Annotated in this window: 10 protein-coding genes; 1 reads left to right on the forward strand and 9 read right to left on the reverse strand. The window is 40.9% G+C overall.

Features of this window, described 5'->3' with window-relative positions; genetic code table 11:
- Positions 1-2: 2 nt before the first annotated feature.
- Positions 3-1,406 carry a hypothetical protein gene (locus tag KJK34_RS10675; protein WP_223053868.1) on the reverse strand — a complete coding sequence of 468 codons (1,404 nt, stop codon included), beginning with the start codon at positions 1,404-1,406 and terminating at the stop codon, positions 3-5.
- Between the two features lie 162 nt (positions 1,407-1,568).
- Between KJK34_RS10675 and KJK34_RS10680 the strand changes: the two genes are divergently transcribed.
- Positions 1,569-1,916 carry a toxin-antitoxin system YwqK family antitoxin gene (locus KJK34_RS10680; RefSeq protein WP_223053869.1) on the forward strand — a complete coding sequence of 116 codons (348 nt, stop codon included), beginning with the start codon at positions 1,569-1,571 and terminating at the stop codon, positions 1,914-1,916.
- Positions 1,917-1,957: 41 nt separating this feature from the next.
- Here the strand turns inward: KJK34_RS10680 and KJK34_RS10685 are convergent, their stop codons facing one another.
- The 8 genes from KJK34_RS10685 to KJK34_RS10720 all read right to left on the reverse strand — a co-directional run bounded on the left by KJK34_RS10685 (position 1,958) and on the right by KJK34_RS10720 (position 14,426).
- Positions 1,958-3,175, reverse strand: coding sequence for a PepSY-associated TM helix domain-containing protein (locus tag KJK34_RS10685; RefSeq protein WP_223053870.1), 1,218 nt, complete (start codon positions 3,173-3,175; stop codon positions 1,958-1,960).
- A complete protein-coding gene (locus KJK34_RS10690) occupies positions 3,172-4,296 on the reverse strand; it encodes a PepSY-associated TM helix domain-containing protein (RefSeq protein ID WP_223053871.1) in 1,125 nt (374 codons plus the stop codon). The genes KJK34_RS10685 and KJK34_RS10690 overlap by 4 nt, the downstream gene beginning before the upstream one ends.
- A gap of 60 nt (positions 4,297-4,356) precedes the next feature.
- Complete coding sequence (locus tag KJK34_RS10695; protein WP_236937635.1) at positions 4,357-6,819, reverse strand: TonB-dependent receptor; 2,463 nt, start codon at positions 6,817-6,819, stop codon at positions 4,357-4,359.
- Between the two features lie 250 nt (positions 6,820-7,069).
- Entirely contained in the window at positions 7,070-10,528 is a 3,459-nt protein-coding gene (locus tag KJK34_RS10700) for an efflux RND transporter permease subunit (protein ID WP_223053872.1), read from the reverse strand.
- A gap of 27 nt (positions 10,529-10,555) precedes the next feature.
- The gene (locus tag KJK34_RS10705) at positions 10,556-11,719 is read right to left on the reverse strand and encodes an efflux RND transporter periplasmic adaptor subunit (protein ID WP_223053873.1); all 1,164 of its coding nucleotides are present in this window, start codon (positions 11,717-11,719) and stop codon (positions 10,556-10,558) included.
- Between the two features lie 18 nt (positions 11,720-11,737).
- Complete coding sequence (locus KJK34_RS10710) at positions 11,738-13,117, reverse strand: TolC family protein (RefSeq protein ID WP_223053874.1); 1,380 nt, start codon at positions 13,115-13,117, stop codon at positions 11,738-11,740.
- Between the two features lie 27 nt (positions 13,118-13,144).
- Entirely contained in the window at positions 13,145-13,735 is a 591-nt protein-coding gene (locus KJK34_RS10715; RefSeq protein WP_223053875.1) for a TetR/AcrR family transcriptional regulator, read from the reverse strand.
- Positions 13,736-13,811: 76 nt separating this feature from the next.
- The gene (locus KJK34_RS10720) at positions 13,812-14,426 is read right to left on the reverse strand and encodes a TetR/AcrR family transcriptional regulator (protein WP_223053876.1); all 615 of its coding nucleotides are present in this window, start codon (positions 14,424-14,426) and stop codon (positions 13,812-13,814) included.
- Positions 14,427-14,569 lie beyond the last annotated feature (143 nt).

Raw genomic sequence — 14,569 nt, forward strand, 5'->3', positions numbered from 1 at the left:
AATTAGTAGTCAATCCTGTCTATAGTAAAGACATCTGATTTTTTATCCATATAAATGTAAGACATAGCTTCTGTACCAAAACACGCACTGAAGTTTTTTATGGACTTATTCTCTACAAACTGGCTGGTCATCTTCTGTTTATCAACATAAAGATAATCGGTATCACTGTCAGAGCCCTGCTCCATAAGTTTCAAATCACCATCAAGCGGAATGGTAAATGATAGGTCTTCTTCAGCAGGTAAAACAAAATACGGCACATTATAACTATCCGGGCTCGGCCCGCGGTATATGTTCATATTCCTTATATGGTTCTGCATCATTTGCTGCTGCTGTTGCATCATCATTTGCTGCTGCCACATAAAATTATGAAAGAACCACCAGTCGTAATAATAGTAAGTATTAATATCTACAGCATCTACACGAAGGCTGTAATTGTTGCCAAACCTGTTAACGGTAAGCGTTGGCTTCATGTCGCTTTTATGAATTTTTTTCAGGTATTTATCAATATCCTTTCCGCCCATATACTTGTCAAGATCTTCTTTAAGCGAAAAAGAAGCCTGTTTCTCGCCGTTTGCAATGGCCAAAATATTTATTGTTAAAGCCTTCTTATCACTATTCATGGCAAACAGCCTGTTGCCATTTATAAAAGATGATAATTGTTTGTAATTTTCTTTATACACTTCATACTGCGTTAACCTGGCCTTGCCTGTCTTGCTATCAATTATAAGTGCCTTGGTAGTATGGTTTACCTTGTCGTCATTCGTAATAATAATACTGTCGTCTTCAAAATATACGCGTGTAGATTTTAGAGAACCATTCTTCACATACTCCTGTGTGTTAATAACATCACTACCCATTCGCAGCATACCGTTATATTCTGTTGCTGTTTCTTTATCAAGGGGTACGGGTAAGGTAGTAATTTCGCTACCATTTTTTATAATTTGGAGTACCAGGTCATCACCTTTTGGTGCTTCATGCAAAATCAGTGTCCTGTTATCATCAAAAAAAGTGGCTACTGCCACATCAAAGCCTTCAACCTTTTTATTGTTGATGCTCCCATTCATAATGTTATAATCTATAACAAGCAATTCGCCCTTGCCCTGAGATATAGCTGTAATTGCGCCGTTATATATATGAGCCGCAGTAAAATTGGGTTTATCGGCTACTGATGTTTGTGTCATCTTGATAACATTACCCGAACTGTCCGCGAAGAACGGGATAACATCATAGTCGCGAGAATCGCGGTTCTTGGCAACAATTATGTGAAAAGAACTGCCTCCTGCAAGATTGAAAGAATAAGTATTTTCAGGCTTTTGGTTTTCTGCAAGACTATAAGTGAGTCCACCGCCTGCAACACAAATACTTGTAAATAAGAATATTACGGATACAAACAGAAACTTTTTCATAAAGATGATTATGTTAGCCGGCTAATATAAATAAATAAGCTAACATAGCTAAAATGTTAAATTATATTCAATGTTACCAAATTGTTAAGCGAATATATATTTAATGTAAATTAATTTCCTATATTTGTTATAGATAATTTACGAACTAAACACAAAACGGATATGAAGAAGATTATAATAGCTGCGTTGATGTTGTCTGCAGGCGTTTTGTCAGCACAAGAGATAAAGCCAAAATATGAAATAGTTAACCAAATGGTTAAAGCCACTTATTACCATGATAATGGCAACATTAAAATGGAAGGTTTTTATAAAGATGGAAAGCTTCACGGGAAGTGGGTTTCATTTAATGAAGACGGAAGCAAGCAGGCTTTAGGCGAATACGAAAATGGCACTAAAACCGGAAAATGGTTTTTTTGGAACGATGTTACCCTAAACGAGGTTGATTATACCGACAGCAGGGTGGCCGATGTAAAAACATGGTCGCGTGATGCGGTAGTGCTTAACAAGTAAAATATAGACTATACCGTAGGGTATGGTTGAAAGGCTGTTGCTTATGTAGTAACAGCCTTATTTCTTTTTATAAATGCCAGCAGATTTCTCTTTTTCTCGGCAGGCGCTTTTTTATATTTTCGCCCATACCATATCAGGAAACCTGTTACAGGCAACATACCGCATATAAAACTCCCTATAAAAGCAATTATTTTGCCGGGTATGCCCAGTATGGCACCCACGTGTATGTCATAGTTTGCCGTTATCAGCTTTTCGCCAAAATTCTTCTCCTCATGCCTGCGCTCTCTAAGCAGCTCACCACTGTACTGGTCGAACTGAATATTGTGCAGCTTGTAGTAAACGCCCTCGTGCTGCTGCACATAGGCATTTATAACCCCTGTGCTGTCGGCGGCGGGAGTTAACCTGAAAGCATCTGCACTGGCATGCCTTTGTTTGGTGACTGCATAGGCCTCATTAAAAGCAGCATCTTTATCTGTATCCGCTATAACCGATTGCTCTTTAATTATTTCGGGAGCTACAACGGTACCGGAAGCAGCTACATAAACAATTGACTTGAACCAGGTAAAGGCAAAAACCATACCTGTAAAAGCAATTATAAGCGCCACTACACTTATATAAAAACCCGATATGTTATGAAGGTCATAGTTTTTACGGCGCCATTTGGTGCTGTCTTTCCACCGGAAGGCAAAGCGTTGCTTTCGTGCCGCCTTGTTTTTAGGCCACCACAGTATTATCCCTGTAATAAGCATTATTACAAAAATAAAGGTTGACCACCCTATTATTGGTTGCCCTATTTCTGTTTCCAGCAGCAGGCTCCAGTGGAGCATTTTTACTATGTTGAAGAAATCAAGCTCTTCGTCATACACGCCTAATACTTTACCCGTGTAAGGATCTGCATATATAGAGTAATAGTATTTAATATTTTCAAAATACCATACTGAGCCTTCCCCATGCTCATAAACAGTAAAAACAAGTGCTTTCTCTGGGTTATTATATACCGTTACATTAGTAATAGGCTTGTCATCTCCAATAAATTCCTGAGTAGATTGCCACACCTCGCTAATAGGCAACGGCTTTTCTTTTACCTGCTGCACATACATTTCGTCATGGCGCAACCAATTGGTAATTTCATGGCTAAAAACATACAGGCAGCCTGTAACCGAGAGGAACAGCACCACTAATCCGCTTGCAAGTCCAAGCCAAAGGTGTACCCGCCCTACCCAGGTTTTGAAAAGGCTTTTTTTCTTTTTGCCTGTCATGCTACTGCCTTTTTCTTTTTGTTGTTACGGCCAAACCACATTATAAAGCCGGTAACAGGCAGTGCCGCAGCTAAAAGGCTCATAACAAAAGCAATTATTTTACCTGTAAGCCCGAAATACTGCCCGGTGTGCAGCGCGTAATTTATTTCCTGGAACTTTAGCCCTGCACTTTTATCTTCATACAGTTGCTTTTTAAGCAGGTCGCCCGTTTGCGGATGGAAATACATATTAGACTGCCCCTCAAACCGTAGCCCCATTGGGTATGCGCCCGCCACTACCGCCGATTTTTCATCCGGTTTCCACACAAAGAACATTTCGCTTTCCGGCTTTGCCTTTGCAATGCTTGTAAAGGCAATATCCAGCACGTGGGTTTTACCTTTAGCGGTAAGGGTAGTATCTACTACAGGTGTTTGTATTTCTTCAGGATATTCTTTACCTGCATTACCTGCAACATACATGGCTTTGTGCATCCATCCATACGAAAAAGATAAACCTGTTAATGCAAGCACCAGTGCAAGCAGTGCTATATAAAAGCCTGTAACATTATGCCAGTCATAATTTATCCTGCGCCACTTGGCACTCCACTTAACACGAAGCCTGTCTTTAAGGTGCTTCCTTTTTTTAGGCCACCACTGTATGATACCGCTGATAAGGAGAATCACAAAAATAATGGTGCTTATACCTACTACCTGTTTGCCTACAGGCTCCGGCAGCAAAAGGTGCATGTGTATTTCTTCTATTACGGTAAAAAATTCGGTAGAGAGGTCTTCTCGGTATAAATATGCTCCTGTGTAAGGATTAAAGTAAGTATAAAAGTACTTCTCCCCTTCAGCCTGAAGCACCAGTGCAGGCCTGTCTTTACCCCCGTAAAACACCATCTGCTCATCTGCCCCGGGAAAAAGCTCCCTGCTCTTTTGGTGCAATACAGATGGCAGTACAAAGGGTTTATCCTGCACCTCAACCTTCCTCCAGTCATAAAGTGCATCTTTAATTTCATCCTGAAAGCAGAAGATACAGCCTGTTATCGCCACTATAAACACAATAAGCCCGGAAACAAGCCCGAGCCATTTGTGTATCTGGAATACAGCTTTTTTAAAGGTATTTTTCTTTTTCTCTGCCATCAGCTGATAACATACACCATCCCTGCCTTCTTAGGCAGGGATGGTGTTATAATTTTCTTATTAGAAGTTATAGGTTATGTTTGCCGAGAATGTTCTTGGCCTTTGCGGGCTGATAGTACTCCAGCCTTTGTAGTACTCTTCATCTGCAAGGTTATCTAACTTAAGGGTAAGGGTAAAGACATCCATAGTATAAAACGCTGAAGCATTAAGTACAGTATATTCAGGAAGGGTGAAAGTACCGCCTAAATTCCTGTTGAATATTTTGTTTTCGCTGGCATAGTTACCGCCAAAGCCTAAACCAAAACCGTTAAGCACACCGCCTGTAAATCTGTAGCTTGCCCAAAGATTGGCAAGGTTTTGCGGACCTGCACTCTCCGGCCTCCTGCCTTTAAAGTCAGCATCGCCTTCGGTAAGCTCGCTGTCGTTATAGCTGTAGCCTGCTATAATGTTAAGCCCTTCTACCGGGTTTGCTGTTATAAAAGCTTCAAAACCTTTACTGCGCTGTTCGCCATTCTGGTAGTTTATTGTAGACAGTACACCTTCATCACTTGTACTGGTTACAGAATATACCATATTGTCTACATTAATATCGTAGTAGCTGAAAGTAGCCGAAACTTTGTTGTTAAGCAGGTTAAGCTTTACACCACCTTCAAACTGTGTTGCATGCTCCGGTTCGAATGTCCTGGCAACAGGCGCCATATTAGAAAAAGTATCCGATGATGGGGCAACGTTACTAAACCCATCCATATAGTTGGCGAATAACGATACCTTATCAAGAACCGGCTGCCAAACAAGGCCGAATTTAGGAGAAAAGGCTGTCTGGTTAAAGCTGTTATTGCTTCCTTTATTAGAGAAACGGTCTACCCTTAAGCTAAGCATAGCCGAAAGCGAAGGTGTAACGTTAATTACATCTGAAGCATAAGCGCTGAATATCTCTTCTTTAGTTTTAAGCGGGTTGATTGGGCTGTCTGCTAAAAGTGCATCTACACCCGGCTGGTTAAGAATACCTGAGTCATCAGTAAAAAGTGAAGGATCTGTAATACCTAACACACCCTCATTAAACTGCTGCAGGTTATTACCTATATAGATAGCACCGTTGCCAACATAAGCTGAGCTGTTGTTCACTACATTACGGTTAAAATAGTCAAGGCCTACAACCATCCTGTTCCTGATACCTGCAACGGTGAAGTCACCGATAAAGTTTTGCTGAATATCTGTTCCGTATGTTTCAGAGTTTTGCTTGCTCATGTAACGCCCCAAAACAATACCTTCTGTTACAGTAGGGTAAAAACGGGTACCTTCATACAGGTAGGAATAGTAACCATCTGACTTTGCAGAAGTGCGTGATACAACCGTTTGAGATGTCCACTGCTTACTGATCTTGTAGTTCATTTGCCCCTGCATGTTAAATGTAGGTGTTTCTATATACAGGTCGTTACCAGTGTAAGAACGGTTCCTGTCATAGCCAAGTTCGTCTATGTTTGTCACCCTTAACTCAGTTCCCCTGTCAACAAACAGCATGGTCTGGTTAGTGCTTCTTCCGTTAAAAAATTCGGTATTAACAAAGAAAGAAAGCCTGTCATTCACTTCATAAGATAAAGACGGAGCTACAAAAAGCGACTTCTTAAAGCTTGCATCCTGAAAGCTGTTTTCTGTATGATAAGCCGCATTTAAACGAAGCGCAGCTTTTTTCTCTGTGCCAAGCGGGGTGTTAACATCAAGTGTATAACGGTTAAGTCCGTAAGTACCGCCTGTATATGAAAGGTTTCCGCCAAAAGTGTAGTATGGCTTTTTTGTAGTAACGTTTATAAGGCCACCATAAGATATTAGGCTGCTGCCGAAAAGAGTTCCTGAAGGGCCTTTTATAACCTCTATGCGCTCTATATTGGCAACATCAGGGCTGCCGTTAGTAATTGAAGGTAAACCATTTACCATTGTAGGCTGCACAGGAAAACCCCTTAAAGAGTAGTAACCTGCTCCATCTGTACCCCTTCCGGTAGATTCCCAAAGCTTATCAATACCGGGAGCATTCTTAAGGGCATCATCAAAATTGGTGATAACCTGCTCTTTAAGTACCTCAGCAGTAATAGTATTGTAAACCTGCGGGTTCTCTAAATCTTTAAGCGGCATTTTAGAAACTATCTCGCTGGTAGTCCTGTTAAACTTGTTGGTGTTTGCCTCAAGTATAACCTCATCAAGTTCTTCCTGGCTCTCGGCAAGCATAAAGTTTTTTGTGGCTGCCTGGCCTGCAAATACAGTAATATTATCTTCGGCAGGGGTAATACCTACAGATGAAATACGGATAGTATAGTTACCCGGCTTTACGTTTGTAATTTCATATTCGCCATTGGCGTTGCTCACCGCAGAGTAAGCTGTACCTTTTAGCGCCACCGAAATATTTTCGGCAGGTGTACCACCGCTAAGTGTTATGGTACCGTTTATGCTTCCCCTCTCCTGCGCAAATAAAAACACAGGGGCAAGCATTAAAAGTATGAATAAGAATTTTTTGGTGTTAGTATACATTTGGGTATGTTTTATATTTCGGGGTACAAAGGTAACAGCCCAAAAAACACCAGTCAAATTATTTTTAATTATTCTAAATAAATTATAAATCAGGTTTAATATTTACATTTTATAAAATATATGTTAACATTTAATTAAGAAATCTGAATATTTTAAAATTATTTATGTCAATAATATTGAAATCACTTCCTGTTATAAAGAAAAAGCCGGCAATACTGCCGGCTTTTTTGCATAAAAACACTTAAAACACTTAACTTTTATTGTCTTCAGGATTTTTCTTGAACCATATTTTAATCTTCCACAACATAAAGAACATTACCGGCACAATTACCAGCGTTAAGAATGTTGCAAAAGTTAATCCGTAAATTACTGTTTTAGCCAATGGCCCCCAGAAAATTACGTTATCACCACCCATATATATTTTTGGGTCATATTCTATAAACAGATTAAAGAAGTCAATATTTAAACCTATTGCCAACGGAACAAGCCCCAACACAGTTGTTATAGCGGTAAGCAATACCGGCCTTAACCTTGAGCGTCCGCCTTCTACAATAAGCTCCCTGTATTCTTCTTTTGTAAGCAGTGCTTTGCTGTCCATACCCTTTTCTGCCAGCTTACGGTCTATCAGCAATTGGGTGTAGTCTATAAGTACTATCGCGTTGTTTACCACAATACCAGCCAAAGAAATAATACCCATCATGGTCATGATGATAACAAAATCATCACCAAAAATAGCCATACCCCAAAATACACCACCAAAGCTTAGCAATACCGAAACCATAATAATTACAGGCTTGGATACAGAGTTAAACTGTGCCACAAGTATTAATATGATACCACCAAGCGCAAGCAATAATGCATAGGTAAGGAAGCCCATATTCTTAGCCTGCTCTTCCTGCTCTCCTGTAAAGGCATAGGTAATGTCTTCCGGCATCTCATATCCTGTAAGCTCATTTTTAATTTTGCCTACAATCTCGTTACCGTTATAACCTGTAATAACATTACTGTAAACCGTAATCACCCTTTTCAGGTTTTTCCTTTTAATGGTGTTAAAGGTTACAGAGTTTTCCGCTTCGGTAATAGCGGCTATTGGTACCTGCACCAATCTTCCTGTAGACTGGTTACGGAAAGTTATAGGCTGGTTATAGAGAATGTTCTCATTATTACGTTGCTCTTCTTCCAGCCTTACGTTGATTTCGTAATCTTCCTTACCTTCTTTGTAGGTAGAGATTTTTTCTCCGTAAACCGATCTGCGCAGGGTTTGCCCCACCTGGCCGGAAGTGATACCCAACTGTCCTGCCTTATCAATATCAACAGTAATATCTACACCCGGCTTCTGCTTGTTTACATCAATTTTGAGTTCTTCTATACCTGCTATATTCTTTTCATTGATAAAGTCGCGCATCCTGTGTGCTTCAGCAAGCATCTGGTCATAATCCTCGCCTGTAATTTCTATGTTGATAGGATAACCCGCCGGAGGCCCGTTCTGTTCTTTCTCCACAATTACCGAAACTCCTGCATAACCCTGTACCGCCTTACGGATATCTTCCATAACATCAAGGCTGTTTACCCCTTTACGGTACTTAAACTCGCGCATGGTTAGCGTTACCTTACCCCTGTGCGGCATATCATTTTCAGATCCGCCTTCAGTTTGCGGGTTGCCTGCACCCTGCCCTACCTGGGCAATAGCGCTTTCAACCATGTAGTTATCGCCATCTTCAACATATTTTTTTGCTATAGCGTAAACCTTTTGCTCTATCAGTTTGGTAAACTCATTGGTCTTTTTAATATCTGTACCTTCCGGAAATTCTATATAAACCATTATTTGGTTCGGCTGGTTCTCCGGGAAGAACAATACATTAGGCTGCCTTATACCTACAGCTATGAATGACAGTATCAGAAGCGCAAACGTACCAATAAAGAAAAGCCTCGGCTTAATACCGCTAAGGGCAAATTCTAAAAAGCTTTTGTACTTGTTCTCCAGCCATACAAGCCCGTTGTTCTGGAAACGTTCCATACGTTTTACAAGGAAATACTTGTAAACCCAAAGCATGATAACAAAGAACAGCATCAGGTTACCCATACCTTTAAGCGCACCACTGCTTGTTGCTATACCGCCTGCAAGCGCTACGGCACCTATTATTCCGAATATCAGGCTAAGGCGTATTACTTTTTTGCGCGGCATTTCATCTTCCTTAATCTTCATGAAATCTGCGGTAAGCATTGCGTTTATTACAAGCGCTACAAACAATGATGAACCAAGAACTATAGAAAGCGTCATAGGGAAGTATATCATAAACTTACCCATAGTGCCGGGCCACAAGCCCAGCGGGAAGAATGCCGCAAGCGTTGTAGCGGTAGAGGCTATAATTGGCCATGCAATTTCGCCGATACCCTCTATTGCAGCCTGCCTTCGCGACATACCCTGGCTCATGAGCGAGTACACGTTCTCTACTACCACAATACCGTTATCTACAAGCATACCAAGCCCCATTACCAGTGCAAAAAGCACCATGGTATTCAGCGTTATGCCAAGTGCTGCCAGTATCATGTAAGACATAAGCATAGAAAGCGGTATGGCTATACCCACAAACAATGCATTACGAAGCCCTAAGAAGAACATCAGTACCACAACCACCAGCAACACACCGAAGATAATGTTGTTTACCAGGTCATCTACCTGCGCTATTGTTCGGCTCGATTGGTCATTGGCATACGTTATATTTAGCCCTTGCGGCAAGTAATTTCCCTTTGCCTTTTCTATAATTTCCTTTACACCGTCTACGGCTTCCACCATGTTTTTACCGCTTCGCTTTTTAATGTCGAGCATTACAACGGGTTCGCCATACTCACGCGCATAAGTAGTGCGTTCTTTTTCCTTGAAGGTTATAGTAGCTATGTCCTTAAGATAAACCTTACCGTCCTGGTCTTTAACAATAACGTCTTCCAGTTCTTTAGGGTTCTCAATTTCACCAATAACGCGGATGTTCTTTTTAACACCGTTTCCGGTAACGCTACCGCCAGAAGTGGTTTTATTTTCGAACTTAACTGAGTTGATAATGTCATCAAAGCTCACCTTTGCCGATGCCATTTTATACATATCAACGGCAATCTCAACCTCTTTATCTTCAGCCCCGCGAATGGCAGCCTCTTTAATTTGCGGCAGTCGCTCTATACGTTCCTCAAGGTACTCTGCATATTCCTTAAGCTTTTCTGACGTGAAATCGCCTGTAAGGTTTATGTTGAGTATCGGCATCTCTTCGGCAATGTTAAGGTCAAAAACATTAGGTTCAACCTTTGCGCCACCGTCTATAGTAGGCCATTCTGTATCGGCCTTTACTTTGTCAACCTTGTCCTTAACCTTTTGCTTGGCGTCTTCAACTGTTATATCTTCATCAAACTCCACAAGGATCATGGAGTAATCTTCAAGCGTGTTCGATGTTATCTTAGTTACACCCGATATATTGTTGAATTCCTCCTCAAGCGGTTTGGTTATCAGTTTCTCCACATCCTCGGCAGAGTTACCGGGGTTTATAGAGCTTACATATATTTTGGTTTCCACAATTTCGGGGAAACTCTCGCGCGGCATAGAATAGTAGGAAATAAGCCCCCCTACAAAAATGATGGCAGTAATAACATACACCGTCATTTTGTTGGTTATTGCCCACGTAGAAATGCCGAAGCTTTTTTCTATCTTGTTGTTACTCATCTTTCAGGATAATTTTGTTTTTAAAGGTTAGTCCAGCACTTCTACAGGCGTGCCATTCTCTACTGTTTTAGCGCCATCAGTTATTACCCTGTCGCCTTCTTTAAGCCCTGATTTTATCTCTACATAAGCTCCTGACTTAAGGCCTGTTTTAACCTCATTTTCTACCGCTACAGGCTCTCCTTTTTTACCTTTGTTATCAAGCGTGTACACTACAAGCCTGCCACCGCTTTTTTGCTGCACCACATTTTCAGGCACAAGCAATGCTGCTTTGTTGGTATAATCTTCAATTTTTAGTACCGCAACCTGGTTAGGGCGCAACAGGTTATCAGGGTTTGGCAATGCCACCTCTATACTGAATGTCCTGTTATCAGGATTGATGTAATTGCTCACCTGGCGCACTTTACCTTTGTAGGTTTTGCCTAATGAATTTAGCTGTACATCTACCGGCGCGCCAAGCTTTACCTGGCTGAGGTAGCTTTCCGGTACTGTTGCAGATACATACATATCGCCCAGGTTTACTATTCGGAATAAATCCTGCCCCGGGCCTACAACCTTGCCACGCTCTGTCATTACCTCATCAATAGTACCGCTAAAAGGCGCCCTTATTACTGTTTTTGCAAGTTGCGATTTTAGCTGTGCCACTACTTCCTTCTGGCTCTCTAAAGAGGTTTGCGCCTGCAGGTATTGTATCTCTGAACCTATTTTCTGGTCCCAGAGCCTTTTTTGCCTTTCGTAAGTGGTTTTTGCCAATTGCAGTTGTGTTTCTGCCTGGGCTACCTGGGCTGCAAGCCCTCCGTCATCCACACGGGCAAGCACCTGGCCTTTGCTTACGCGCTGCCCCGCTTTAACATTAAGCTGTTCAAGTATTCCCGATGTTTCAGGATAAATTATAATATTCTGTTTGGTATCTACACTACCCTGTATTTCAATGAAATGGGTAAATGAAGTATCTTTAAGCGTAATGGCCTGTACCAATGGCAGCTTTCTGTTCGGCTCAAGCGAATCTATAGCCGCATCAAGGCGGGCAAGGTCTGCCGAAATTTTCTCATATTCATTGTGCAGTGCTTCGCGCGAAGCTTTTATTTTTTGAATATCATTGCTTTTCAGCGCTTCGTCAACGTTAACATTTTCGTTGCCGCCGCATGAAAACAGCAGCAGTGAAAGTGAAGCTATATATACTATTTTTTTCATTTTCTTTTTATTGTTAAATTATCGGGCGGTTAATTTTTCAAGGGCTGCTTTTGCATTGATAACATCCACCATGCTTTGCAGGTAATTCTGTTGTGCGGTATAAAGCTGCCTCTGCGCTTCAGAGAACTCGAAGCTGGTAGAAAGCCCTTCCCTGAATTTTATCTGTTGCTTGTCTTCTATACGCTCTGCAAGCCTAAGGCTGTTTTTAGATGTCATATATTCTTCCACGCTGTATTCATAGTTACTTTTGGCGCGCTCATATTGCAGCTTAAGGTTCTGCTCTAATTCAGTCAGTTCAGTCTTTGCTTTTTCCAGCTCTATCTTGGCCTGCTGTGTCCTCGCACTACGGGCAAAGCTGCTGAATATCGGAACATTAAGGCTTACGCCGAGATAAGAGTAGTTTAGCCAGCGCTGCTCGCGTTGGGTAAAGGCAAAATCATCGTTAAAAGCATTATAACCAAATGTGAGGTTGGTAGAAAGTGTAGGCAACGCCTTGCTGCGCTCCTGCTGCATGAGCAGGTACTTTTGCTCTGTGTTGTTCACACCAAGCCTGTAATCGATATTATTCTCTACTTTAAATTCAGCACCTGTAATTGTCATGTCAAGGTTGGCATTGGTAAGCGCTTCAAGGTCATCTGTTAGCTGAAGGCTGTCTTTAAGGTCTATGCCAAGCAACACCTTAAGCATATCAAGCGTAATGTTCCTTAGCCTCTCGCTGTTGTTAAGTGAGCTGTTAACCGAGGCAAGTGTAATAGCTATCTGCTCGGCATCCTCTTCTTCACCAAGACCGTTCTTAAACATCTGCTCGGCTTCAAAAAGGTTTTTTTGCAGCGTTTGTTTATTCTTATTCAGGATATCTATATTCTCCTGCGTAAGCAGCACATTACCATAGGCATTTATTACCTGCTCCCTGATTTCGATATCTGTTTTAATCTTTGATGTCTTGTAAAAATCAAGGTATGTTTTGGCAGCTTTAAGCCCAACTATATAAGTACCGTCAAAAATAAGCTGGTTTAAAGTAGCATTGGCATCAGCAGTATGTTTGGTACCAAAGGCTATTTCTGTAAAAGTACCCGGAGGCCCTCCAAAAAATTCAGCCGGAATTATCTGCTTTTGCAGCTCAAAGTTATTTTGGTAATAACCGCTGGCGCTTATCTGCGGCAAGCCGCCTGCAATGGTTTCCCATTTGCGCTTATAGGCCGCCTCTACATCGCGCCCGGAGTTGATAACCGAGCGGTTGTATTGCTGCGCATGCTGTATGGCTTCCTGAAGGCTAAAGCTGTAGCTTTGCTGTGCCTCCTGCTGCTGTGCCCGTAACGGAACGGCAGCAAGCAAAACAGCAAACAGCACTGCCAGTTGCAGCAAACCGTTTGTAATCTTGTTTTTGTTTTTCTTCATAGACTACTGTTGTTTATTGATTGATGATTATTTAAAAAGTGTATTCAGTATTATTTGCTTACGCTCTTCCATAAGCCTGTCATATTCCTCTTTCTTAAAACCCATGGTTTCCTGTAACAGCGGACGCATGGAAACAGGAAAAGAGGTCAATGATATCATATTCAGTAAAAACTGCTCAGGGCGCATTTTATCTATGTTGCCCTTATCCATCTCAAGCGCTATTTCAAGGTAAAATTTATCCAGCACCCTGCTTATCTGCTCAGGGTCTTTAAAACAACTGCCCTGGTTCATTTGCGTAACCATGTATATTTCAAGATACGGGTACTCCTTTGCCTGCTCAAAATACATATCAAGATACTTTTCTATCTTTTCCCTGAAGGGCATATCAGAGAACACAACCATATCGGTAAAGTTTATCTCCTTTTGCTGGGCATCTTCAAAAACAATGTTGAACAGGTTATCGCGCGAACGGAAATAATAATTGATAAGCGTGCGATTTACACCCGCTTCATCGGCAATTTCCTGTGTGGTGGCGTTAAACCTGCCTTCACCAAAAAATAATTTCTTAGCCGTATTTTTTATAAGTTGCTCTGTAGCAACATCTTTTTTATCAGACATTTTTGTTTAACTATTTTGTTTGACAATTTTGTCAATGCAAATTTAAATGCAAACCGGTTTATTTTCCAAAAATTTCTTAAACTGATTTAAATGATTTTTCTTCCAGCAATGCTTCAAGTATTTCTAAACCTTTTGGTGTAACTATTCCTCTCAGGTGGTACTCCAGGAATTGCTTGGTAAGATCACTTATGGCAAACATTTCCGCCGGAAATATATCATTGTCCTTAACACCTGTAAGCCCTGTAAAATATATCCTCGACACAAACTCTACATTAATATCTGCCCTGAACAAACCATTATCTATGCCTTTAACAAGATTGTCATGCATGCAGCCGTGCATTTTCTGAAACTGTTTTTGGCGAAGGCATGAAAATATTTTCGGGAAGAACTTTTGCAGCTGGTAAAAGGGTGAAGCCGTTTCGTTGTTTAAGTGCTGCATCATAAAACTCCTAATGATAAAAATCTCCTCAATTGAGTTTTTTCCCATCTCACGAATACCGTCTACACCACATGAAATTGTATCGAACAGGTTTAGCGTAGTTGCCTCAACCAAATCATTCTTGTTACAAAAATGCTGGTAAATCGTTTTTTTAGAAATTCCCATTTCAGATGCAATATCATCCATGGTTACGCTTTTAAACCCGTACTTAAGGAACATCTCTGTTGCCTTTTCTACAATCATCTCTTTCATACATCCATCTTTTAACGATGCAAATGTATAAAGGAAACTTTTAATACAAAAAAAGTTTCCGAAGTTTTTTTTCATTAAATAATATTACCTTAAGCTTATTTGAATTAATAAAGTAATGCCCTATTTTAGCAAAAAAATAAAGC

This window comes from Flavobacterium coralii, from assembly GCF_019891545.1.
In the GTDB taxonomy this organism is placed as follows: domain Bacteria; phylum Bacteroidota; class Bacteroidia; order Flavobacteriales; family Flavobacteriaceae; genus Flavobacterium; species Flavobacterium coralii.